Source organism: Prochlorococcus sp. MIT2309 (assembly GCF_059772305.1).
The window spans coordinates 1387200-1411704 of the sequence record NZ_CM186282.1 but is presented as its reverse complement, the minus strand read 5'-3'; the positions used below and the strand labels follow the sequence as shown (position 1 = coordinate 1411704).

Genomic DNA, 24505 nt, shown 5'->3' with positions numbered 1-24505 from the left:
TAGTTGTGGAGTTGAGTTTACAGATCAGGAATTGCCCTGATTCTTAGAGATGATGGCTTCAGCAACATTTCGAGGAACTTCCTCATAATTGCTGAACTCCATTGAGAATATACCTCGGCCTTGTGTCATTGAACGGAGTTGAGTGGCATAACCGAACATTTCAGCCAAGGGTACCTTGGATTGCACTTTAGATTGTCCATCATCAATCGACTGACCTTCAACCTGTCCTCTACGAGAAGACAGGTCTCCAATTATAGAACCTAGGAAATCCTCAGGGACTTCTACCTCAACTTTCATCATTGGCTCAAGAAGAACAGGGTTGCACTTCTTTACACCATCTTTGAAAGCCATCGATCCTGCAATCTTGAAGGCCATCTCAGAAGAATCCACATCGTGGAAGGAACCATCAATCATAGTGACTTTTACATCAATCAATGGGTACCCTGCAAGAACACCTGAATCACATGTCTCTTTCATTCCATTTGAGGCAGGACCAATATATTCTTTGGGTACGACTCCGCCAACAATTTTGTTTACGAATTCAAAACCTGATCCTGGTTCTCCAGGCTCCATTTCAATAACAACATGACCATATTGTCCCTTACCTCCTGTTTGACGAGCATATTTTCCTTCTCCTCTAGAACTTGAACGAATAGTTTCTCTATATGAAACTTGCGGGGCGCCTATATTTGCTTCAACCTTAAACTCTCTGAGCATCCTGTCTACAAGAATTTCTAAGTGAAGTTCACCCATCCCAGCTATGACTGTCTGATTAGTTTCTTGGTCTGTACTTACTCTAAAAGTAGGATCCTCTTCTGAGAGAGATAGAAGAGCCTTAGAAAGTTTCTCCATGTCACCCTTTGTTTTTGGCTCGACAGCAACAGAAATAACAGGCTCTGGAATGAAAAGAGTTTCTAAAACAATTGGCTCATCAGTTGTGCACAATGTATCTCCAGTAGAGGTACTTTTCAGTCCTAAAACCGCTCCCAGGTCTCCTGCTCTGAGTTGATCAACTTCTTCTCTTTCATCAGCTTTCAACACAACAAGTCTGGATATTCTTTCTTTAGAATCCTTTGTTGAGTTCATAACATAACTGCCCTTCTCAAGAACTCCTGAATACATTCGCACGAAAGTTAATTTGCCGTAAGGATCAGCCATAACCTTAAAAGCCAATGCACTGAAAGGTGCATTGTCATCAGATGGTCTAACTGCCTCCTTACCGTTTGGAAGTATGCCTTGAATAGGGGGTACATCAACTGGTGCAGGAAGATAGTCAACAACTGCATCTAATACCAACTGCACACCTTTATTCTTGAAAGCAGATCCGCAAAGCAAGGGCACCAAGCCATGCTTGAGAACTCCTTCCCTAATTCCTTTTTTCAACTGATCCTCATTTAATTCACCTGTGTCAAGGAATTGCTCGATAAGTTCTTCGTCAGTTTCAGCAATACTTTCCATGAGCTTTGCTCTCCATTCAGCTGCTTCATCAGCCATTTCCTCAGGGATTTCAGTCTCCTGAATATCAGTCCCAAGATCATTTTTGTATATGTAAGCTTTATTGCCTACAAGGTCGATTATTCCCTTCAGTTCTCCCTCAGCCCCTATGGGAAGCTGAATAGGAACAGCATTGGCTTTAAGCCTATCCTTTATTTGCTCATAAACTTTTAGAAAATCTGCACCAGTTCGATCCATTTTATTTACAAAAACCATCCTGGGGACGCTATACCGATCGGCCTGTCGCCAGACTGTCTCAGATTGAGGTTGAACTCCTCCAACCGCGCAGAAAACTGCTATTACTCCGTCAAGCACTCTCATTGAGCGCTCAACTTCGATCGTGAAATCAACGTGACCAGGAGTATCGATAATGTTTATTCGGTGGTCCTGCCAGCTTGTTGATATGGCTGCAGCAGTGATTGTGATGCCCCTTTCTCTCTCTTGGGCCATCCAATCTGTTACTGCTGCACCATCATGAACTTCACCGATTTTGTGAACAACACCGGAATAAAAAAGGATTCTTTCAGTTGTAGTGGTCTTACCTGCATCAATATGAGCAGCAATACCAATATTTCTGACCCGTTCCAGGGGAAAGTCGCGAGGCACAGGAAACTCTCCTTTAAATGGCTTAAAATTAAGTATGAGACTCTACAGGTCTGCAGGTAAAAAAGAAAGTATTTTAAAAAATTAATTATTCAATATCGATAATGAGCAAATGCTTTGTTTGCTTCAGCCATTTTATGCGTTTCTTCTCTTTTGCGAACCGCACTGCCAGCCTCGTTTGCTGCATCCATGAGTTCACCGGCAAGTTTGTGAGCCATGCTCCTGCCATTTCTGGCACGAGAAAAGTTAACTAGCCATCTAAGCGCCATTGCAGTGCCTCTCTCTTGGCGAACTTCCATTGGGACTTGATAAGTTGCACCACCAACTCTTCGAGCTCGGACTTCTACCAAAGGGGTAACATTTTTAATTGCCGTTTCAAAAAGTTCTATTGGGTTAGATCCCGTTCTTTCATTAATTAATCCAAAGGCATCAGAGAGGATTCTCTGAGCAGTTGATTTTTTTCCATGCTTCATAAGCCTGTGGACCATCATCGTTGCAAGACGGTTATTAAACTGAGGGTCCGGAAGTACCGGACGCTTTTCTGCTGCGTTGCGTCGTGACATAACTAATTTGAAAAATGCGATTTAGAGATTTTTAATCTTTGGGTGATTTGGCACCATATTTTGATCGACCTTGCTTGCGGTCTTTAACACCGGCAGTATCAAGAGTCCCTCTAATTATGTGATACCGAACACCTGGTAAATCCTTAACTCTTCCTCCTCTTAAAAGGACAACCGAGTGTTCTTGGAGATTGTGACCAATACCTGGAATGTAAGCAGTAACTTCAAAACCTGAAGTTAATCTAACCCTGGCAACTTTTCTAAGAGCAGAATTAGGCTTCTTAGGAGTTGAGGTATAGACACGAGTGCACACTCCTCTCCTTTCAGGGCAAGCTTTCAGAGCAGGGGACTTAGTCTTTCTCGTTAGACTATATCTCCCGGTTCTAATTAGTTGTTGAATGGTTGGCATTGAAATTGAGCTTTGGTTTCGGATTAGGACTAACTAGTAATTAATAGATTACTTGGTCATAAGGCATATTATGAATTCGAAGCTTCTAAATTCGCGAAGTAACAAGATTTGTGGAAATTTCTATGAAGCCTATTTCAATTGGATTAAAAAATTCAACTAGTAGCCTAATTGCATAAATTAGAGCTATAGAGGTATTAAGGCAATCACAAATTTCGATGGATTTCCAAAACATACGGCTTGGTTTTCCAGAATTATTAGCCTTTTTAAAGATCCTCAAATGCCCTTCGCACTGAATTCCTCTCGATTTGGCAGAAGAACCAGTACGGTTGAAGATCAATTATGCATGAACTGAAAGTTAAACCAAATTGGCCGTACTGCGATAGCAGCTCCCCAGGTGCATTATCTGGAGAGAGAGATGCTTGCGGAGTTGGATTCTTAGCGAACATTAAAGGTCAAAAAAGCAACTGGGTCCTTAAACAAGCATTAAGAGGTCTCAGCTGCATGGAACATCGTGGTGGTTGTGGTGGTGATAGTGACTCAGGCGATGGTGCAGGTATTTTGTGTGAAATACCTTGGGATTATCTAAAGACCATCTGGGAGAAATCAAAGAACATAGATCAGAAATCAACTGGGCTGGGAATGCTTTTCCTTCCTCAAGATTCTGAGATCAGGAAGAAAATTCAAACAATTTGTGTAGCTGAAGCTGAAAAACTCGGCCTCAAATCAATTGGATGGAGAGATGTACCAGTAAACCGCTCAGTTCTTGGACCTTTGGCCAAAGCAAATGTTCCTTTCATCTCTCAGTGGTTAGTTGCAAGTGAACAAAGTGAGCAGGATGTTGATGTAATTTTATTTCGTCTTAGAAGACTAATAATTAAAAAAGCCAAAGATTCAATTGGCAAAAAAGCTGAGGAATTATATTTCGCTTCCCTTAGCACAAAGACAGTTGTTTACAAAGGTATGGTCAGGTCTGAAGTACTTTCTGCCTTTTATTTAGACCTTCTCGATCCTAGATTCTCAATTTCCTATGCTGTCTACCATAGAAGATTCAGCACAAATACTCTTCCAAGATGGCCGTTAGCTCAACCAATGAGATTACTTGGGCACAATGGTGAAATTAACACTCTTCTTGGCAACCTTAATTGGGCTAAGGCATCCCAAGGGAATTTAGAAAATGTTTGGGGAGAATTTTCTGACGACATCAAACCCATTGTTAACGAGAACTTCAGTGACTCAGCAAATCTTGATGCCACTCTCGAACTTCTTGTTCGAAGCGGTCGCCCCATTACAGATAGTCTTTTAACTTTGGTCCCAGAAGCTTTCAGGGACCAACCTGAGTTATCTGACAAACCAGAAATTACTGCCTTTTATGAATATTCCGCTGGGATTCAAGAACCATGGGATGGTCCTGCGCTGTTGGTTTTTACAGATGGTCATAGTATTGGTGCAACGCTAGATAGGAATGGACTTCGTCCTGCAAGGTATTGCATAACAGATAATGATTTTGTAGTTATGGGTTCAGAAACCGGCGTTGTTGAATTAGATGAATCACAAATAATAGAAAAGGGAAGGCTTGGGCCAGGGCAGATGCTTGCAGTTGATCTTGAGAGGGGGAAACTTCTAAGGAATTGGGAAGTAAAAAAAGAAACAGCAAAAAGGCATCCCTATCAAAATTTATTAAAAAATAAACATACGTTTCTTTTGCCTAATATCTGGGAAGAGGAGACTTTACTTGAAAAAATTGATCTCCTTAAACAACAGACAGCATTTGGGTTCTCCGCAGAAGATTTTGATTTTATCATCGAATCTATGGCAGGTGTCGCAAAAGAACCAACCTACTGCATGGGAGATGATATTCCTCTCGCCATCCTCTCCGAGAAGCCTCACTTACTATACGACTACTTCAAACAAAGATTCGCTCAGGTTACCAACCCACCAATTGACCCCCTTAGAGAAAAATTAGTCATGAGCCTAGAAATGCATCTAGGCAAGAGAAGTTCACCACTGGCAATCGAACATAACTCAAATAAAATCATACATCTGCCAAGTCCCATACTCAATGAGTCGGAACTTGTACAAATTTCAAAAAAAGGATTAAACACAACTACACTTTCTACCTTGTTGAACATCTCAGATGGAGTAGATGGTTTAGAAAATAGCCTATACAAATTGTGTAATCAAGCAGAAGAACTTGTTAGACAAGGCAGTGAAGTACTAATTCTCTCAGATCGTGGAATAAACCCTCAGACAACTTACATTCCCCCTTTGCTTGCAGTAGGTGCAGTTCACCACCATTTATTAGCAAAAGGATTAAGACTCAATGCATCAATAATTGCTGATACTGCTCAATGCTGGAGCACTCATCATTTTGCTTGCCTAATTGGTTACGGAGCAAGCGCTGTATGCCCCTGGTTAACCTGGGAGACAACAAGACATTGGTGGAAACTACCAAAAACTCAAAAACTTTTTGAAACAGGAAAACTTTCCAACCTGAGCATTAAAGAAGCGCAAAGTAATTTAAAAAAAGCCCTTGAGGATGGCCTTAGAAAAATTCTCTCAAAAATAGGGATATCTCTTTTAGCGAGTTATCACGGTGCTCAAATATTTGAAGCAATTGGGATAGGAGCCGATTTAATTGACTTGGCTTTTAAAGGCACAACTAGCCGCATTGCAGGTCTAAGCATTAAGGAATTATCAAGTGAAACACTTACATTTCATTCAAAAGCCTATCCAGAACTTGATAGAAACAAATTGGAGTTTCTTGGCTTTGTTCAATACAGAAGTAGTGGAGAATATCATCTGAATAATCCCGAGATGTCTAAGCTATTACATTCAGCTGTAAAGGAAGGCCCTGGGTATGATCATTTCTCAACCTATCAAAACCTTTTAGAAAATAGACCGGCGACTGCGTTGCGTGATTTATTGACTTTTCAAAAAGCTGACTCACCCATACCTCTCGAAGACGTTGAAAGCGTTGAGAGTATCTGCAAAAGATTCTGCACTGGTGGAATGAGTCTTGGAGCTCTCTCTAGAGAAGCTCATGAAGTTCTTGCAGTAGCCATGAACCGAATTGGGGGCAAAAGTAATAGTGGAGAAGGGGGAGAAGATCCTGCACGCTTCAAGATTATCAATGACGTAGATGCTGATCACCGTTCGACAACATTCCCAAGTATCGGCGGTTTGAGGAATGGAGATACAGCTTGCTCTGCAATAAAACAAATTGCCTCAGGACGCTTTGGTGTTACCCCTGAATATCTTCGAAGTGGGAAGCAGCTTGAAATTAAAGTTGCTCAGGGAGCTAAACCCGGCGAAGGTGGTCAATTACCTGGACCAAAAGTAGATCCATACATTGCAAAACTCAGGAACAGTAAACCAGGAGTAGCTTTAATATCTCCCCCCCCTCATCACGATATTTACTCAATAGAAGATTTAGCACAACTTATTCATGATTTACATCAAATTCATCCCGTAGCCAAAGTAAGCGTGAAACTTGTTGCTGAAATAGGTATCGGCACAATTGCGGCTGGTGTGGCTAAAGCAAATGCAGATGTCATACAAATCTCAGGACATGATGGAGGTACTGGAGCATCCCCATTGAGTTCTATCAAACACGCAGGTTTACCTTGGGAATTAGGCCTAACAGAAGTACATAAATCGCTACTTCAAAACGGTCTACGTAATCGTGTCCTTCTACGAGCTGATGGAGGTTTGAAAACTGGTTGGGACGTATTAATTGCAGCATTACTTGGTGCTGAAGAATATGGATTCGGAACTATTGCCATGATTGCTGAGGGGTGCATCATGGCTAGGATTTGCCATACAAACAAATGTCCTGTGGGCGTTGCAACTCAACAAGAGGGATTGAGAAAAAGATTCCCAGGTCTACCAGAACATGTCGTCAATTTCTTCATTTTTATTGCAGAAGAGATCAGGCAGTTAATGAGTGTTATGGGTGTATACAAATTAGAGGACATTATAGGTCGGACAGAGCTTCTTAAAACACGAAATGTAAATCTTGCAAAAACAAACAAAATCGATATGTCTAGCCTGCTTAATATTCCTGAAAATTCTAAAGATAGATCATGGTTGAAACATGAACTTGATGCTCATAGTAACGGAGATGTTTTAGAGAATGAGCTATTAGAAAATCCCAAACTGATTGAGGCAATAAATTTTCAGAAAAAAATAAATTTAACCATACCAATAGTTAATACCGATAGAAGTGTCTGCGCAAGATTATCAGGAGAGATTGCAAGACTATATGGCAACAAAGGGTTTAAAGGTCAACTTAATCTTAAATTTTTAGGATCTGCTGGGCAAAGTTTCGGTGCCTTTCTAATCAAAGGTATGAATGTTCTTTTGATTGGCGAGGCTAATGACTATGTTGGGAAAGGCATAAATGGTGGGTGCATAACTGTAATTCCTAATCAACGAAAAATTAATTCCTCTTCGCAAGTAATACTCGGTAATACCTGTCTATATGGTGCTACTGGAGGACATCTTTTTGCATTGGGTAGAGCAGGAGAACGTTTTGCTGTTAGGAACAGTGGTGCTTGCGCAGTTATTGAAGGCACTGGAGATCATTGTTGCGAATATATGACCGGAGGAGTTGTTGTTGTAACTGGTCTCACGGGTAGAAACGTAGGAGCAGGAATGACTGGTGGCGTGGCCTTTTTATTAGACGAACATGAATTTATCGAAGAAAAAATCAATACAGAGATAGTAGATATTTATACGTTATCGACTCCGGAACAAGAATTGATAATTAAACCTCTTCTTGAGAAACACCTTGAGCAGACAGAAAGTCTAAAAACGAAAGAAATACTCTCTGACTGGGTGCGATGGAAAAAACTCTTTAAAGTGATTGTACCTCCAAGTGAAAAAAAGAAACTTGGCTTGGAGGTAATAGAAGAGGTATTAGTTTGAGATGGCTTTGTATGTAAAAATCGAAAATTTTATTGAACAAATTATTATTCAAAATCCAGAAAAACTTAAGGTCTCCATCTCTCAACACAAAAGATGGGTAAAGGAATTATCAATGAAAGGAGTTAAGATATGTAGCGGCTACATGGTTGACGACAACAAAAAACCTGGTGGTGGTGGGCTTCTCATTCTCGAGGTTAATAGTTATGAAGAGGCTCTGAAAATTATAAAAAAGGATCCAATGATTAAAAGTGAGCTTGTAAATTGGCGTCTTCAAGAATGGATACCTGTTTTTGGGAAGTTAGATATTGACAAACAAAATCATCTCGGATAATTAGCCATCAAACGCTGAACTTCACCAGCGTGATAACTACTTCTAGTTAAAGGTGAGCTAACAACTTGTAGAAAACCAAGTTTTTTTTCCCCCACAGATCTATATGCTTCAAACTGCTCAGGAGTTACAAATCGATGGACAGGAAGATGTTTTGGCCCAGGAGATAAATATTGACCGATAGTAACTATGTCAACTTTATTATGACGTAGATCGAACATCACCTCCTTTACTTCACGATCTTCTTCCCCAAGACCAACCATAAGACCTGATTTAGTATAAACTTTTGGCCAGCCATCTCGCACTCGTTGAAGAAGTTCGAGAGATCGTTCATATTTCCCCTGTGGTCTGACTCTCCGATAAAGCCTAGGTACAGTCTCTATGTTGTGGTTTAGGACATTTGGTGCACCATCAAGAACAACTTTCAATGCATCCCAATTACCGCAAAGATCAGGAATCAATAGCTCAATAGTTGTAAAAGGCGAAAGTTTTCGTATCGAATTAATGCACTCTCTAAATTGACTGGCCCCACCATCTTCAAGATCATCTCTATTCACCGAAGTAATAACTACATGCCTTAGACCCATTCTTGCGACTGCTTGGCCAAGACGAATTGGCTCTGTGGGATCAAGTGCTCTTTTACTCCTATCAAAAGCTATATCGCAATATGGACAAGCTCTCGTACAAGCTGGTCCCATAATTAAAAAAGTTGCGGTGCCTCCAGCAAAACATTCCCCAATATTTGGACAACTTGCTTCCTGACATACAGTATTAAGTTTCAAATCCACCAAAAGATCCGCTACTGCACCAATACGCTCGTGCTGTGGAGCCTTGACTCTCAACCATTCAGGCTTAAGCAATGCTTATAGTTCGTATTAAATAAATTCTAGGAAGTAAGAGTAAAAGATTTTTTTTTTTGCTATTTCTTAAAAATTCAAGTCGTTAAATATCCTCGAGGCGTGACAAAAAAGCCATCCTTCACATAACTCTGGCTGTTACCAACAATAAGAATACTTAGCATGTCAACATCTTTAATTGGAACTTCTCCAAGAGAAAAAATTTGCACTTTTTCTCCAGGTCTTCCCAATTGCCTCGATAAAACCACAGGCGTTGACTTGGACCTGTCTTGGAGCAAGGTACTAATAACTTCCTCAAGTTGCCAGTCTCTATCTTTTGACTTGGGATTGTAGATGGCAATTATAAAATCAGCCTTTGAGGCATGTTTTATTCGATCAATGATTTTTTGCCATGGAGTTAGAAGGTCACTTAGGCTCACTGCACAAAAATCACTCATTAATGGGGAGCCTGCTTTGGCTGCGGCCATTTGAAGAGCACTTATTCCTGGATGAACCTCAAATAAAGGCCTATTAGATTCATCAAATTCAAGCAAAAGTTCCAGAGCGAGACCTGCCATTCCATAAATACCGCTGTCACCTGATGAAATTAATGAAACTTTTATCCCTTGCATGGCTAGGTTAATAGCCTCCTGACAGCGCTCTTTCTCTTTTTTAATTTGACTATTAATCCTCACTTGATCTTTTCTGCGAAAAGGCTCCAAAAGATCAAGATACATCTCATAGCCTATCCAAACAGGACAATTTGATAGAGCTTGTCTTGATGCAAATGTGAGATAATTGATATTTCCTGGTCCCGCACCAATTAGATGAAGTTCTCCTAACTTGGGTGCATAAGGAGTTTTTGAGTTTGCAATTGCAACTGTTACTCCACCAGTCTCGTTTTCACCTGCAACAAAAATCTTTTTTTCTACCAATAATTTGCCTGACATTCCAGCAGCTAAAATTGCAGATGCTTCGGCCACTGAATTAGCCCCAATTTCTCTCTTGACAATCTCAGATGGATTTGGGGCAACAACTGAATTCAATTTATCTACGGGGAAAAATTTGACTTGATAATTATTTTCCTGAGCGAAAGCTATCAGACCCTTTTCATCAGATTTCAAACTAATCGAGCAAATACCAGCTATTGCCCCCATAGCCAAACCATTGCTCGAGAATGTTTCAAAAATTGCTCTCTCTATGAGGCTTTTGCTGGTATTCCTTTCGCAACCCACACCTACCCAGAGAGTATGAGGATGCCAATTACAGCCTCTTTCTGCTTTAAATCCAACATTTAATAAAGAGCTGGTTTGAAATGCTCCACCACTGTTTTGCTGAATGAACTCAAAGCCAGCATTAGATTTTTGCCAGAGTTTTGAACCTGAAGCTTGAAAAAATTTAATACTCTTGTTATTTGCATTTAATTTGACTAAATCGCTCCATTCAGAAATATTTCCAGACTTGGTCCACCCCCATGAAGTACCAAAATTGTCCAAAGACAATCGATTTTGAGTTTTACTCTCTGAAGTGAAAATTGCCTCACTATCAAGTTTCATTGCCAATTCGAGTGCTATTTCCTCCCCTCCTGCATTGTGCAATCCAACAATTGGGACAATGTGTTGAGCGAAAGAGTCCATTGCGATAACAGCAGGGTCTCTATCTTTTCCTTCCAAAAAAGGTGCTATCAAACGAACTACTGCACCAATCGCACCTATGAAAATCAAACAATTATTAGAAGACCAAAATAACCGGATAATTTCGATCGGAGATTCAACTACTTCAAGGAAGTCTGGAACATCAATTTCCGATGCAGCACAGCTAGTCAAAGCTATTTGATCAACTAAATCAAAATCTTTGAGTTTTTGCAGTAGAGGCCAACTACCAGATGACAGACCAATTGCAAGTCTGTTGGATGCGGAAGACGTAAATCCTTTTTTCAGCGAAGCTAAACATTAAGAGAAATTTAATTTTATCTCTGTTTGAGAAAATTGCTCGATGGTAATGCTTAAAACCAAACATTAATTAGTAACAAATTTACTTGAGAAAAAAAAACGAATTGTTTGAGGATGATCCATTGAAAAAAAAAATAGAAGTATAGAAATCCTCTCAGCGGCAATTAGAGAGAAATACTCAATAAGAACAAAGCTTTACAGGATTTATTTATTTGCATCTTATTGGCACTCAATTGTTTATCATAATTACAACAACTTTTTCAATTACTCTCTGTAATTCAACTAGGTAAAAATCCCAAGATGGACAATTTATTGCGAAAATCTAAAGATTTTTGCCTATCCAACATGAATTTCAAGTGTAGAACATTTGTTACATGCTCCCGTAGTAACTGCTTCTCGGCTTTATGCTTGCACCTACGGATCTATTAGTGGTGGCACCCCACCTCGATCACATTCCTCAAGGAATCACTCGATGACAATCAGCCCACCTGAAAGTGGAGAAAAAAGAAAGCCAGTCCTCGACAAAACTGTCGAGACTGACCCGAGGCCTATTGACTTCGGGAAACTAGATAAACCAGGTTTCTGGTCTAGCAAGCTTTCAAAAGGACCCAAAACCACAACCTGGATTTGGAACCTCCACGCAGACGCACATGACTTCGACACACATGTCGGAGATTTAGAAGAAACAAGCCGAAAGGTTTTTTCAGCACATTTCGGCCACCTGGCTGTAATTTTTATTTGGATGAGCGCGGCATTTTTTCATGGCGCACGATTTTCAAATTATTCTGGATGGCTTGCCGATCCAACCCACGTAAAACCAGGAGCACAAGTTGTTTGGCCAATTGTTGGTCAAGAAATGCTCAACGCAGATCTCGGAGGTAATTATCACGGGATTCAAATAACTTCTGGAATTTTTCAGATGTGGAGGGGTTGGGGAGTAACCAATGAAACGGAGCTTATGGCTCTTGCTATTGGAGCTCTGTTGATGGCGGCAATCATGCTTCATGGTGGTATTTATCACTACCACAAAGCTGCGCCAAAATTAGATTGGTTCAGGAATCTAGAGTCAATGCTTAATCACCACATAGCAGGCCTAGTTGGACTTGGATCAATAGCTTGGGCAGGCCACTGCATCCATATAGGAGCGCCTACTGCTGCACTTCTTGATGGGATTGATTCTGGAAATCCATTGATATTAAATGGAGTTCCAATTGCGTCTGTTGCGGATTTGCCATTACCTCATGAGCTATGTAACCCAGCTCTAGTAAGCCAAATTTTCCCAGGACTAGCAGGTAGAACTGTCGAGAATTTCTTCAGCCTTAATTGGTGGGCTTTTACAGATTTTCTCACTTTCAAAGGAGGATTAAGTCCAGTTACTGGAAGCTTATGGATGACAGATATTTCTCATCATCATCTTGCATTTGGGGTGTTAGCTGTTATTGGTGGTCATTTATATAGAACTAGTTACGGAATCGGGAGTACTTTAAAAGAGATTCTTGATAGTCATAACGGAGACCCAATTTTGTTTCCGGCTCCCAAAGGACACGAGGGTATTTATGAATTTCTTGCAAATAGTTGGCATGCTCAGTTAGGAATAAACCTTGCAATGATTGGCTCCTTGAGCATCATCATTTCGCATCATATGTATGCAATGCCTCCATATCCTTATTTAGGAATTGACTATCCAACTGTTCTTGGGCTATTCACTCATCACATGTGGATTGGTGGTTTATTCATTTGCGGAGCTGCAGCTCATTCAGCAATAGCCATGATCAGGGATTACGACCCTGCTAAACATATAGATAATGTTCTTGACAGAATTTTAAAGGCCAGAGATGCGCTGATTAGTCATTTAAATTGGGCATGTATGTTCCTAGGCTTTCATAGCTTCGGGTTATATATTCACAATGACACCATGCGGGCTTTAGGCAGACCGCAAGACATGTTCAGCGATAAAGCTATCCAACTTCAGCCTGTTTTTGCTCAGTGGATCCAAAATATCCATGCCTCAGCTGCTGGTGCTACAACACTCGCAGGTACTAAGGTTCAATTGCAGAGTGGAGCGGTAAGCGAAGTTTTCAATGGAAGCGTCGTTGAGATAGGTGGGAAAGTGGCAATCTCCCCAATACCTCTTGGTACTGCTGATTTTATGATTCACCATATTCACGCATTTTGTATTCATGTAACTCTTCTAATACTTCTTAAGGGAGTTTTATTTTCAAGAAGTTCTAGATTAATCCCAGATAAAGCTCAGTTAGGTTTTAGGTTCCCATGTGATGGACCAGGTAGGGGGGGGACTTGCCAAGTTTCATCTTGGGATCATGTCTTCTTGGGTCTATTTTGGATGTATAACGGTCTATCAATAGTAATTTTCCACTTCTCTTGGAAAATGCAAAGTGATGTTTGGGGACTTACTGGAGGTAACTTTGCTCAAAGTTCCATAACTATCAACGGATGGCTCCGGGACTTCTTGTGGGCTCAGGCATCGCAAGTCCTAACTAGCTACGGACAGCCAATAAGTATGTATGGACTAATGTTCTTAGGTGCACACTTTATTTGGGCATTCAGTCTCATGTTCCTATTTAGTGGCAGAGGATATTGGCAGGAGTTGTTTGAATCAATCATTTGGGCGCATAATAAGTTAAAGCTTGCGCCTACTATCCAGCCTAGAGCTCTTTCTATTACTCAAGGACGAGCAGTCGGCGTAACTCACTTCCTTGTTGGTGGTATAGCCACTACTTGGGCCTTCTTCCACGCCCGCCTAATCGGTCTGGGCTAACTCTAACTGACCTTTTTAATCAAAAATGGCAACGAAATTTCCCTCGTTCAGTCAGGGTCTAGCTCAGGACCCGACAACACGCAGAATCTGGTACGGAATAGCTACAGCTCATGACTTTGAAAGTCATGATGGGATGACAGAGGAAAGGCTTTATCAAAAGCTTTTTGCTACTCATTTCGGTCATCTGGCGATTATTGGCCTATGGGTTGCAGGCAACTTATTCCATATCGCTTGGCAAGGTAACTACCAACAATGGGTAACTGACCCAACACATGTAAGACCTATTGCTCATGCAATCTGGGATCCACATTTTGGACAAGGGCTTACAGATGCTTTAACTCAAGCTGGAGCTACTGGACCAGTTAACGTTGCTTATTCTGGCCTTTATCACTGGTGGTACACCATTGGTATGAGAACAAATGAGCAACTTTTTCAAGGTTCGATCTTTATGATCACTTTGTCATGCTGGATGCTTTTTGCAGGATGGCTTCATTTACAGCCTAAATTCCGTCCATCCCTGGCATGGTTTAAAAATGCTGAGGCCCAACTAAACCATCATTTAGCAGTTTTATTTGGTTTCAGCAGCATTGCTTGGACTGGTCACTTGGTTCATGTTGCAATTCCAGAATCCAGAGGACAACATGTTGGCTGGGATAATTGGTTAACAATCCTTCCTCATCCAGCAGGTTTAGCTCCATTTTTCACAGGTAACTGGGGTGCATATGCTCAGAATCCAGATTCAGTAGATGCTGTTTTTGGAACATCACAAGGTGCAGGAACTGCAATTTTTACTTTCTTGGGGGGTTTGCATCCTCAAAGTGAATCACTTTGGCTGACTGATATTGCTCATCATCACATTGCAATTGGAGTGGTTTTCATAATTGCAGGTCATATGTATAGAAATACATTTGGTATCGGCCATACTCTTAAAGAAATTACGGAAGCGCACAACACACGACATCCCAAAGATCCCCACAAAGGATATTTTGGAATTAACCATGATGGAATTTATGAAACAGTCAATAATTCTCTTCATTTTCAATTAGGTCTTGCTCTAGCCGCTTTGGGAGTTGCATGCAGCCTTGTTGCCCAACACATGGATGCTCTTCCAGCCTATGCGTTCTTATCTAGAGATTATTCAACACAGGCAGCTCTTTACACTCATCATCAATATATAGCTATGTTCTTGATGGTTGGAGCTTTCTCTCATGGTGCAATATTTTTTGTACGTGATTACGATCCTGAATTGAATAGAGATAATGTTCTTGCAAGAGTTCTTGGAACTAAGGAAGCTTTAATAAGCCACTTGAGTTGGGTAACAATGCTTTTGGGATTCCATACCCTAGGTATCTATGTTCACAATGATGTTGTAGTAGCTTTTGGTAACCCAGAGAAACAAATTCTTGTTGAGCCAGTATTTGCTCAATTTGCTCAAGCAGCAAGTGGAAAAGTGATGTATGGATTTAATGCGCTTCTTGCAAATTCTGCTAGCTCTGCAACTTTGGCATCTCAATCAATGCCTGGTAACCATTATTGGATGGATATGATAAATCGGCCAGATGTTCTGACTAATTTCTTACCCATTGGTCCTGCAGATTTCCTAGTGCATCATGCAATTGCTCTAGGTCTTCACACAACAGCCTTGATTCTCATCAAAGGCGCACTTGATGCAAGGGGCTCCAAACTAATTCCTGATAAAAAAGATTTTGGATATGCCTATCCATGTGATGGACCTGGAAGAGGAGGTACCTGTGACAGTTCTGCCTGGGATGCTACTTACCTAGCCATGTTTTGGGCTTTAAATACAATTGCATGGATAACCTTTTATTGGCATTGGAAACACTTAGCCATTTGGCAAGGTAACGTAGCTCAGTTCAATGAATCAGCAACTTATCTAATGGGATGGTTCAGAGATTATTTGTGGCTAAATAGTGCCCAACTAATAAATGGATATAACCCATTTGGAGTGAATGCTCTTTCTCCATGGGCTTGGATGTTCCTTTTTGGCCATCTAATCTGGGCAACTGGGTTTATGTTCTTAATCTCATGGAGAGGTTACTGGCAAGAGTTAATAGAAACACTTGTTTGGGCACATCAACGTACTCCAATTGCAAACTTAGTAGGATGGCGTGATAAGCCAGTTGCTCTATCAATTGTTCAAGCAAGGCTTGTTGGTTTATCTCATTTTACAGTTGGAAACTTCATAACTTTTGGTGCTTTCGTTGTTGCTTCTACCTCTGGTAAATTTGGATAAAATATTCAAATTAATTTAAAAAAAACCCGTCTCTAGAAGACGGGTTTTTTTTTGATAAAAAAGGTGCTAAAAATGACAATAAGATTAACTTGATTGTTTTCTTCAACTGATTAATTTTCAAACTATTGGACATTGCCTAAAAAAAATATTAATTATAATTCCTATCTATGAGACCTTGAAAAATAATATTATAAATAAGAAAATTGTTCTCTTACGAAGAACAACTTATCCAAGCGATGACTCAAAATAATTAAAGTAATTTATTCTAAATTCTATTATTGTTGAGGCAAAGAGGTATGATTTAACTTCTATAAAAAATAAATGCTTGTTAATTAAGCATTTATTTAAAAGATATTAAAGTCAATTTTTAAGGATTTTATTATTAGTATGCTGAGCAAGTTTTTATGCACCGAAAAGATGATATTCCCTTACGAGAGGAAGGAGCATATCAAGATGTAATGTCCCCATTAAAAGCCAAGCGAAAACTGCACCTCCGCAGCCACCTAACCAAAATCCACTTAGAAACTCTGACCACCCCTTTTTGGTAAATAAATCTTTAGGTGGATTATCAACCGTACAGTCAGGAGGCTGTACATTTGGATCTCTACCGGGGGAATTATATAAAACAAATAATGCCGTCATTATATGAACTGCACCAACAGACCCCAATAATCCTGCTGTAAGAGCAAAATCTGTACTTCTTAAAGGTCCAGTCATAAAGAATGGTCCATAGAGTAAATAACCAAAAGCTGCACCAACCTCAAGGCCTCGAAAGTTTGGAGAGATACCCTCTCTGTAAAAAGGTAAATTATTAATAAACCATTTGGTAAACCAACCTGAGTTAACTGGAGTGGCAAGATTTCCAACAAAAGGATCAGAAACTGTCTTTACCGCCCATTCCTCAGACATGGTTTTTTCTGTAGTTTCAGTCATTGAAATAAAAATTTTGTGAGAAAAAATGGTGAGAGAACTATTCAGCAGAGGCAGTTATGTACCTACCAATTAGGACAATAAAAACTGCAGGGCCCATTATCCCGATTAATGGAACAAAAATTTGTGGAAGAAAACTTGCCGCAAAATCACTAGTCATAAAACTTCTCACGGTATGGGAACCATCATAGGATTTAAAATCTAAAATTTTCATCTGTGACATAAAAGTTCAATCCTTTCTTAACTGGTAAGTTGAAATAATACCGATATTCATTAAAACTTTATGAATCAAATCATTTTTGGAGGATTGGCTTTCTGTCTGGCACTATTTCTGTGGGCCCTTGGGAAAAAGCCAAAACAAACATTTAGAGAATTTCAGAGCAAGGACTATGTTTCAGAAATTGCTCAAAGCCAAATATCGCTTGTTAATGACAAAAAAATAAACTCGCAATTTAGTGAAAATAACTTAGACAAATTCGAATGGACTTTGCCCTCATCAGAAAGAGAAAGGGTGAAATTAAGAAACAAGCTTTTTCAATTAATCTCTTCTAATCCTGGGGACAGATTATTGGCCGTATCTATTGCAAGTAGATGGGGACATTCTTCAATCCGCCCAATAATTAGGAGAGGGTTAAAAGACAGTGAAAGTAAAGTAATCAAAGCTGCAGCGGCAGGGATAAGAAAATTCAACTACACGTCAAAAAAAATAGATAAAAATCACTCCAAAGCACGTTTGCCTTTAAATGTATTTCTTATGCGATAGATCGGTCTATTTTGACTTTCATGATAAGTTCTTATTTGAAGTTCACCGAGAAGACCAAAGCAAAACAGCTGAACACCGGCTATTCCAAGAACTAATGAAAACGTTAGCAATGGTCTACTTCCAATATCTTCTCCTGAGATTTTAATAATAAGTAAATAAACACTGGCCAATAAACTAGCAAAGATTGCACAAATGCCCCCAAAGCCAAAAACATACATAGGCCTTGTCAAGAAGCGATTCATAAACCAAACAGTTAAAAGATCCATTAATACACGAAAAGTTCGGTCAATTCCATATTTACTTTTACCATGAATTCTAGGTCTATGATTTACTCTTATTTCCGTTATTTTTGCACCCTCTATATTTGCTAAGACTGGTAAGAATCTATGTAATTCCCCATATGGCCTAATATCATTTAGCACCTCTCTTCTGTATGCTTTCAGCGAGCATCCATAATCATTTAAATGCACACCAGTAACAGTACCGATTAATAAATTAGCTATTTTTGATGGTAATTTCCTAGAAATTTTTGAATCTTTTCTATCAAAACGCCATCCACTAACAAGATCAAAACCATCTCTTATTTTTTTAATTAAATTAGGAATATCACTTGGATCATTCTGCAAATCTCCATCAAGTGTTACTATAATTTCACCCTTTGCAGTATCAAATCCCGCTGCCATAGCGGCAGTTTGCCCGTAATTTTTTCTAAGTAATACACAAACTAGCTCTGGGATTTTCAAGCAAGATTGATATAAAACATCAGCGCTTTTATCGGTCGATCCATCATTAATAATAATTACCTCAAAAATTTCCCCTGTAGCATTCATAACTTCCAAAATTTGATCAATCAAGAAAGGGAGACTTTTCTCTTCATTATAAATTGGTACAACTATTGATATATCAAGAGTAAGATTCCTAGACATTGTATTATTTGAAAAAAAGTTTTTGGTAGGTTTCACTAAAAATAATTGGTTGATAAGAGTGAAACACTCTGCCTACAGACCTAAATATAGACCGATAATAGGAGGAAATTGAATCATCATCAAAAAGAGAGTTTATACCAATCCCATTTTTTCCATTAAGTTTCCCAGAGCTGTGATAGTAAAAACCATCATTTATATGAACTGCTACGTGACTACAGCAATTTTTTGTACCAAAAAAAAGTAAATCTCCCTTAAGTAATTGAAATTTTTTCTCGAAAGAATATTCGACCTTTTCACAAAATATCTCTTGTTGATATGAATCCCTTGGTAACCAAATGCCTTGACTTGCGAATGCACTCTGCACAAGCCCAGAACAATCAAAATGGGGTCCCACTGTCCCACCCCATAGATAATGATTAATGTTATTTTGCGCATGATCAATCCATTTCAATATATTTGGAATACTTTTGGATATTTCTTCTCTTTCGAAAGAAATATTGGTTGTTTTTTTTGAGGCTACAGCTTTAAAAATTAAATCTTTAATATCGAACCAACACTCATAACCATCTTCTAATAGACAAACTTTAATTCTTTCATTGAGTAAATATGATTTTGACAATTCCGATTCAGAGTTGATAACTATAAATCGTCTCCCAATATTTGCTTGAGTAGAAAGTTCTTTTTTATAATGATTTTTATATCCATTGACTGCAGCCTCGAGTTTCCATAAGCTTCCAGGAAAAAGCATTTCTTTTTTAATTAGGGCTTCATTCTTCATATCAAACAAAATATGAGTTTCTATAGATCAAATCAGGCCATGCATTTCTATTTAAAGGAGGTGATTGCAAAATTTTCTCTTGGAAATCACTATGACTTGGATTCAAATCTTTCATTAACTTGGGTATATTACGGTAAAAATGTTCCGAAATTTGGAAGCGGTTTGGGAGCAGGTATTAATGAAAATAAACTTTTTTATCCAGCAAGCGTGGTAAAACTTATATATGGCATAGCTGCAGAAATTTGGATCCAAAACGATTTTTTAGTTGAATCTGAAGAACTGCGAAGAGCTCTTAATGACATGATCACGTATTCGTCTAATGATGCAACAAGTTATGTTGTTGATCTTTTAACTGGTACCAATAGCGGTCCCTCACTGGATGGAGAAAATTTAAAAGCTTGGGAGAAACAACGTTATTTTATAAATAATTGGCTTAGAAGTTTAAATTGGATAGAATTAAATAACATTAATTGCTGCCAAAAAACATGGAGTGAAGGTCCATATGGAAGAGAAAAAGATTTTTATGGAGAAAATAATAAAAATAGAAATGCACTAACAAGCAAATCAGTTGCAAAATTAATGGAAGGCCTAATGACAGATTTTTTGATGCCTAATCAATCATCAAAAGATTTAAAAAAATATCTTTCAAGAACATTAAATAAAGAATTTAGAAAGAATGACCCCGAAAATCAAATTGATGGCTTTCTTGGCGAAGGATTATTGGAAAATACGAAATTTTGGAGTAAAGCAGGATGGATGAGTTCAGCAAGAAATGATGCTGCATGGTGGACTAATAAAGATAACATCACGATGCTTGTTGTAATCTTTACATCTGGAAAGGATCTGTCTAAAGACATAAATCTTTTACCAAGCATTGCTCATGAATTAAATAATTTCTATTTATAAATAAACAACTCTCGCTATCAAACCTGTTGCAAGCAAGTTGATAATTAATTTAAAAAGGGCACCCTGCTCACTAGGTGCCCTAAATATCAGAACTAATTGTGTGAGGAGCGTTCTGATTACTCTTTTCTAGTCACGGAAGCGGGAGCATGTCAATGGGGGTGGAAAAAGATTCTCGAAAATTACGTTTTTGCTTAATCCCATTAACGCACTACCAGCATAATTCCAGCAAAAAGGATTGCTCCCACAATGAATCCAACACCCAAAAGCACTGCTGCAATGGGAGTATTCAAATAAACGGATATGGTTGCCAACTCATTACCTTGTTTTTCAGCCACGACTAAATCCTTTAAAGAAACCACCATATTCAAGCATTGAAAGTTGCCATAAAGAGCTCTCATAAATTTCCTTGAAAAATTTGTACAAATTATGAAAAACCGCATGTTTTCCAAAAAGAGCAGATCAGCTACCTCTTAATTTCGGCGCAAGCATATTTCCTGAATTAATGATGGGGGATTTTGTATCAATCCAATCATCAGCTGATAACAGCTCTTGCTCACTCCCTTGAACCGGCTCCGACTCGATGAGCTCCTCCTCTAATTGATATCTTTGATTTTGATCTTGACTAAGTGAATCCTGATCAAAATTTTCAATATCTTCCATAATAATATCGGGATTTTTATTTATCTGGCTAATTATGTCAAAAGAGAATAATTTTTGATCAAAATTATTCTCTTTAAAAGATATGCTCATAAAAATGAAAAGGAAAGAGATTGCTATAGTTATAAATATAATTAATATGAGTTTTTGTAGTGGTTCTATGTATAAATTAATATCTAGTATATGCTCTTTTTCTGGGTTTTTATCATTACTTTCATTACCCCATTGCAAATAAATATCATCATTAATCCATCCTTTATTTGCATTTTGATAAGGAGATTTAGTCTGTGCAAAATCTATTAATTCTTTAAATCTATCTTTAACCACAATAAAAAAAACTCCTAAGTTTGATAATTTAAGCATTCAATGGGCTAAAAAAAAAGGGGTGAAAATCTTTTGAAAAATTCGTTAAGATTTAGAGGATTAGTTCGCTATCAAAGTAATAAGAGAAACTAAAAGAGCTGCAGCAAAAACTCCGGCGCCGACTATTAAGCCTATTTTTCCTGTATTCAAAGAAACTGAAATACTTAACAATTCATTTTTTGAAGCTTTTTTCTTTTGAGAGGCTGTCAACTTTTGATTTTTCGATTCTTGATTCCCCTTATTAGTAGAGATTCGCCTCACTTCTGATGCTTTCTTTGCCTCTGCAGCTCTCTTTGCCTCTGCTGCTTTCTTTGCCTCTGCTGCTCTCTTTACCTCTGCTGCTTTCTTTGCCTCTGCAGCTCTCTTTGCCTCTGCTGCTTTCTTTGCCTCTGCTGCTCTCTTTACCTCTGCTGCTTTCTTTGCCTCTGCAGCTCTCTTTGCCTCTGCTGCTTTCTTTGCCTCTGCTGCTTTCTTTGCCTCTGTAGCTCTCTTTACCTCTGCTGCTTTCTTTGCCTCTGCAGCTCTCTTTGCCTCTGCTGCTCTCTTTACCTCTGCTGCTTTCTTTGCCTCTGCAGCTCTCTTTGCCTCTGCTGCTTTCTTTGCCTCTGCTGCTTTCTTTGCCTCTGCTGCTTTCTTTGCCTCTGCTGCTTTCTTTGCCTCTGCTGCTCTCTTTGCCTCTGCTGCTTTCTTTGCCTCTGCTGCTCTCTTTGCCTCTGCAGCTTTCTTTGCCTCTGCTGCTCTCTTTGCCTCTGCTGCTTTCTTTGCCTCTGCTGCTTTCTTTACCTCTGCTGCTTTCTTTGCCTCTGCTGCTTTCTTTACCTCTGCTGCTTTCTTTGCCTCTGCTGCTTTCTTTGCCTCTGCTGCTCTCTTTGCCTCTGCTGCTCTCTTTGCCTCTGCTGCTCTCTTTGCCTCTGCTGCTCTCTTTGCCTCTGCTGCTCTCTTTGCCTCTGCTGCTTTCTTTGCCTCTGCTGCTTTCTTTGCCTCTGCTGCTTTCTTTGCCTCTGCTGCTCTCTTTGCCTCAGCAGCTTTCTTTGCCTCTGCTGCTTTCTTTGCCTCTGCTGCTTTCTTTGCCTCTGCTGCTCTCTTTGCCTCAGCAGCTTTCTTTGCCTCTGCTGCTTTCTTTGCCTCTGCTGCTTTCTTTACTTCTGCTGCTTGAATGGCTGACACGGATCTATTCAAAAAAAACAACTTATTCAAGCATCCCCTCGACGCATAAACTGGACAAAGAAATGCCTTGAAATCATGTTGGCCAGTTTGAAAATTGATACACTTAATCGAATACGTCTTAAAGGTAAGTATTCATTTATTAGTAAAAGACTTAAATATTGAAATTATGATTAAATTTTTTTCGTATTCAAATAAGTTTAAAGTTAAATAAGCAGAGCAAAAAATATAGATAAATCTTTTAAACAATAAAAGCACTATAAAGTTATTTCAGCTTTAGGATCAAGCAATGGGTTATATGTTAATTTATATATTTAACATTACTAACAAGATAAAACTATTTATCCAAATTAAAATAAATAAAATATATTAGTTAATCAAAGGTATACTTACAGAAAATCAACCTAAAGAATTATTAATGAAAATAGCAGTAATTGGCAGTGGCATAATTGGTTACATTGCAAGCTCGTACTTAGCAGATCAAGGACACGAAGTAGATTGCATTGCTCCTAAAATAACTCGCCTGAATAGAGCTACTAATAAAAAAATTAAAATTAGTGCAAAATATAAAAATCCAGTATCACTAAAATTCAAAATACCAGAATTCATTGAGCAAAAAAATATTAGTGATGAGTTCTACCCCAAGGAATTAAAGAATTTTGTGGGCCTTGAATTAGTTGATGAAATAGGGCTGGCAAGATTTTGGGGGGCTAATCTTGGATTGGGGGGTCTCAATCTAGATATTGAACAACTTGGATTGGATGAAGAAGAAAAAAAATTTATTGAAAGAAAAATACCTATTCTAGACGTCTATGATTTTTATGAAAAGAATTCATTAATTCAACATAAAACTAATCATTTTAGTAATTATAGTAATCAAACTGATGGAATATATTCCTCAAAGTTAGCCATCAACGCGGATCAATGCGACCTACAAAATCTTCCTGATGATAGATCTAATCCAGCTATATTTGGTAACAACTTTAAGAAACCAGACTCGTACACAAGAATTGACTCCAAAGTTAAAAGAATATTATTTAATGAAACTGGTGAAAATCCAATTTTGCTTCTAGAGAATAATCAACAAAAAGAATATGAATATATAATAGTTGCTTGCGGAGCAATAGGTTCTTATAGATTAATTTTAGATTCAATAAATAAAGACAACGAATCCCATGATTTTTCAAGAATCAAGCATCATCCACTGTTGACAACTATTTGTTTAGCTAAAAAACTTAAATATCCAAATAATTTTATTAGCATGAGTAATTTTGAGGCCTTAATTAAAACAAATGATGGAAATATTTTTTTAAATTTCTTCCCCATAATAGGGGCATTTAAGGCATCTTATAGGCATAAAAATAGTTTATTATGGAGATTTTTAAAATTCTCAATTTTTAAAATTTATAAAATAACTAATAGATTTCCAGACTTTCCTTTATTCCCAGGGTGGTGGCTTCATAGACTGTATGTTATCAATATCTACTATCCTTCTGAATTCTCATCGTCTTTTATTGGGAAAGAAAATGATAAGATTAAAATAATAGGTGGATTTAGATTTGATTTTGAAAAGACATGCTTTAGAAGGCTATATAAAGTTATTCGTAAAACATTAAAAAAACATAATATAAATATAATTTTAAATTCCCCTATAAGAGTAGAAACAGGTGGGGATTTACACTATTCAGGTACTTTAAATAACTATACAGATTCTAATGGAAAGCTCAAAGAATCTTACAAGCTAAGTAAAAAAATAAAGATAATAGATTCTTCAACAGCCACATACATACCAGTCCAGAATCCAACGTACTATTTTATATTACGAGCTATAAAATTAATAAGGGAATTTAAAAAATAAAATATGTTTTTACAACAAT

At 38.4% G+C, this 24505-nt stretch carries 19 protein-coding genes; 7 read left to right on the top strand and 12 right to left on the bottom strand.

Translation table 11 applies throughout. The features are described from left to right. Positions 1-24: 24 nt before the first annotated feature. The 3 genes from fusA to rpsL form a co-directional block, all read right to left on the bottom strand. On the bottom strand, positions 25-2100 hold the full coding sequence (fusA, locus tag AC6EJA_RS07670; RefSeq protein ID WP_498502069.1) for an elongation factor G: 2076 nt from the start codon (positions 2098-2100) through the stop codon (positions 25-27). 89 nt (positions 2101-2189) lie between these two features. After that, positions 2190-2660: a 30S ribosomal protein S7 gene (gene rpsG, locus AC6EJA_RS07665; protein WP_498502068.1), complete on the bottom strand. Its 471-nt coding sequence runs from the start codon at positions 2658-2660 to the stop codon at positions 2190-2192. Between the two features lie 31 nt (positions 2661-2691). Further along, complete coding sequence (rpsL, locus tag AC6EJA_RS07660; RefSeq protein ID WP_498502067.1) at positions 2692-3066, bottom strand: 30S ribosomal protein S12; 375 nt, start codon at positions 3064-3066, stop codon at positions 2692-2694. A 339-nt stretch (positions 3067-3405) separates the two neighbouring features. On the opposite strand from rpsL, the gene gltB reads away from it, so the two are divergent. Both gltB and AC6EJA_RS07650 read left to right on the top strand, forming a co-directional pair. After that, positions 3406-7992 carry a glutamate synthase large subunit gene (gltB, locus tag AC6EJA_RS07655; protein ID WP_498502066.1) on the top strand — a complete coding sequence of 1529 codons (4587 nt, stop codon included), beginning with the start codon at positions 3406-3408 and terminating at the stop codon, positions 7990-7992. Position 7993: 1 nt separating this feature from the next. Continuing rightward, positions 7994-8323, top strand: coding sequence for a YciI family protein (locus AC6EJA_RS07650; RefSeq protein ID WP_498502065.1), 330 nt, complete (start codon positions 7994-7996; stop codon positions 8321-8323). Here the strand turns inward: AC6EJA_RS07650 and lipA are convergent. Further along, on the bottom strand, positions 8311-9180 hold the full coding sequence (lipA, locus tag AC6EJA_RS07645) for a lipoyl synthase (protein ID WP_498502064.1): 870 nt from the start codon (positions 9178-9180) through the stop codon (positions 8311-8313). The genes AC6EJA_RS07650 and lipA overlap by 13 nt on opposite strands. Before the next feature lie 74 nt (positions 9181-9254). Beyond that, on the bottom strand, positions 9255-10982 hold the full coding sequence (gene cobJ, locus AC6EJA_RS07640; protein WP_498502063.1) for a precorrin-3B C(17)-methyltransferase: 1728 nt from the start codon (positions 10980-10982) through the stop codon (positions 9255-9257). A 598-nt stretch (positions 10983-11580) separates the two neighbouring features. Between cobJ and psaA the strand changes: the two genes are divergently transcribed. Then, on the top strand, positions 11581-13887 hold the full coding sequence (gene psaA, locus AC6EJA_RS07635; RefSeq protein WP_498502062.1) for a photosystem I core protein PsaA: 2307 nt from the start codon (positions 11581-11583) through the stop codon (positions 13885-13887). Between the two features lie 25 nt (positions 13888-13912). Then, complete coding sequence (psaB, locus tag AC6EJA_RS07630) at positions 13913-16141, top strand: photosystem I core protein PsaB (protein WP_498502061.1); 2229 nt, start codon at positions 13913-13915, stop codon at positions 16139-16141. 402 nt (positions 16142-16543) lie between these two features. Here psaB and AC6EJA_RS07625 read toward each other — a convergent pair whose 3' ends face one another. Both AC6EJA_RS07625 and AC6EJA_RS07620 read right to left on the bottom strand, forming a co-directional pair. Continuing rightward, positions 16544-17074 carry a photosystem I reaction center protein subunit XI gene (locus tag AC6EJA_RS07625; RefSeq protein WP_498502060.1) on the bottom strand — a complete coding sequence of 177 codons (531 nt, stop codon included), beginning with the start codon at positions 17072-17074 and terminating at the stop codon, positions 16544-16546. 37 nt (positions 17075-17111) lie between these two features. Next, positions 17112-17231, bottom strand: coding sequence for a photosystem I reaction center subunit VIII (locus AC6EJA_RS07620; RefSeq protein ID WP_498502059.1), 120 nt, complete (start codon positions 17229-17231; stop codon positions 17112-17114). Positions 17232-17354: 123 nt separating this feature from the next. Between AC6EJA_RS07620 and AC6EJA_RS07615 the strand changes: the two genes are divergently transcribed. Then, a complete protein-coding gene (locus tag AC6EJA_RS07615; protein WP_498502058.1) occupies positions 17355-17834 on the top strand; it encodes a hypothetical protein in 480 nt (159 codons plus the stop codon). Here AC6EJA_RS07615 and AC6EJA_RS07610 read toward each other — a convergent pair. Both AC6EJA_RS07610 and AC6EJA_RS07605 read right to left on the bottom strand, forming a co-directional pair. Then, the gene (locus tag AC6EJA_RS07610; protein WP_498502057.1) at positions 17789-18760 is read right to left on the bottom strand and encodes a glycosyltransferase family 2 protein; all 972 of its coding nucleotides are present in this window, start codon (positions 18758-18760) and stop codon (positions 17789-17791) included. The genes AC6EJA_RS07615 and AC6EJA_RS07610 overlap by 46 nt on opposite strands. 4 nt (positions 18761-18764) lie before the next feature. Then, positions 18765-19538 carry a C40 family peptidase gene (locus AC6EJA_RS07605; RefSeq protein ID WP_498502056.1) on the bottom strand — a complete coding sequence of 258 codons (774 nt, stop codon included), beginning with the start codon at positions 19536-19538 and terminating at the stop codon, positions 18765-18767. A 39-nt stretch (positions 19539-19577) separates the two neighbouring features. Between AC6EJA_RS07605 and AC6EJA_RS07600 the strand changes: the two genes are divergently transcribed. After that, entirely contained in the window at positions 19578-20444 is an 867-nt protein-coding gene (locus AC6EJA_RS07600; RefSeq protein WP_498502055.1) for a serine hydrolase, read from the top strand. A 200-nt stretch (positions 20445-20644) separates the two neighbouring features. Here the strand turns inward: AC6EJA_RS07600 and AC6EJA_RS07595 are convergent, their stop codons facing one another. The 3 genes from AC6EJA_RS07595 to AC6EJA_RS07585 form a co-directional block, all read right to left on the bottom strand. Next, positions 20645-20779, bottom strand: coding sequence for a hypothetical protein (locus AC6EJA_RS07595; RefSeq protein WP_498502054.1), 135 nt, complete (start codon positions 20777-20779; stop codon positions 20645-20647). A gap of 124 nt (positions 20780-20903) precedes the next feature. Then, positions 20904-21428, bottom strand: coding sequence for a hypothetical protein (locus tag AC6EJA_RS07590; RefSeq protein ID WP_498502053.1), 525 nt, complete (start codon positions 21426-21428; stop codon positions 20904-20906). 96 nt (positions 21429-21524) lie between these two features. Next, the gene (locus tag AC6EJA_RS07585; protein ID WP_498502052.1) at positions 21525-22643 is read right to left on the bottom strand and encodes a hypothetical protein; all 1119 of its coding nucleotides are present in this window, start codon (positions 22641-22643) and stop codon (positions 21525-21527) included. Between the two features lie 403 nt (positions 22644-23046). Between AC6EJA_RS07585 and AC6EJA_RS07580 the strand changes: the two genes are divergently transcribed. Beyond that, positions 23047-24486 (top strand): hypothetical protein, encoded by a 1440-nt coding sequence (locus AC6EJA_RS07580; protein WP_498502051.1) that lies wholly within the window; start codon positions 23047-23049, stop codon positions 24484-24486. The last annotated feature ends 19 nt before the right edge of the window (positions 24487-24505 follow it).

What these genes read in the sequence shown, in the direction of transcription:
- rpsG (WP_498502068.1), bottom strand. Translation starts at nt 2,660, where the DNA reads ATGTCACGACGCAACGCAGCAGAAAAGCGTCCGGTACTTCCGGACCCT.
- rpsL (WP_498502067.1), bottom strand. Translation starts at nt 3,066, where the DNA reads ATGCCAACCATTCAACAACTAATTAGAACCGGGAGATATAGTCTAACG.
- gltB (WP_498502066.1), top strand. Translation starts at nt 3,406, where the DNA reads ATGCATGAACTGAAAGTTAAACCAAATTGGCCGTACTGCGATAGCAGC.
- AC6EJA_RS07650 (WP_498502065.1), top strand. Translation starts at nt 7,994, where the DNA reads ATGGCTTTGTATGTAAAAATCGAAAATTTTATTGAACAAATTATTATT.
- psaA (WP_498502062.1), top strand. Translation starts at nt 11,581, where the DNA reads ATGACAATCAGCCCACCTGAAAGTGGAGAAAAAAGAAAGCCAGTCCTC.
- psaB (WP_498502061.1), top strand. Translation starts at nt 13,913, where the DNA reads ATGGCAACGAAATTTCCCTCGTTCAGTCAGGGTCTAGCTCAGGACCCG.
- AC6EJA_RS07625 (WP_498502060.1), bottom strand. Translation starts at nt 17,074, where the DNA reads ATGACTGAAACTACAGAAAAAACCATGTCTGAGGAATGGGCGGTAAAG.
- AC6EJA_RS07620 (WP_498502059.1), bottom strand. Translation starts at nt 17,231, where the DNA reads ATGACTAGTGATTTTGCGGCAAGTTTTCTTCCACAAATTTTTGTTCCA.
- AC6EJA_RS07615 (WP_498502058.1), top strand. Translation starts at nt 17,355, where the DNA reads ATGAATCAAATCATTTTTGGAGGATTGGCTTTCTGTCTGGCACTATTT.
- AC6EJA_RS07610 (WP_498502057.1), bottom strand. Translation starts at nt 18,760, where the DNA reads ATGTCTAGGAATCTTACTCTTGATATATCAATAGTTGTACCAATTTAT.
- AC6EJA_RS07605 (WP_498502056.1), bottom strand. Translation starts at nt 19,538, where the DNA reads ATGAAGAATGAAGCCCTAATTAAAAAAGAAATGCTTTTTCCTGGAAGC.
- AC6EJA_RS07600 (WP_498502055.1), top strand. Translation starts at nt 19,578, where the DNA reads ATGCATTTCTATTTAAAGGAGGTGATTGCAAAATTTTCTCTTGGAAAT.
- AC6EJA_RS07580 (WP_498502051.1), top strand. Translation starts at nt 23,047, where the DNA reads ATGAAAATAGCAGTAATTGGCAGTGGCATAATTGGTTACATTGCAAGC.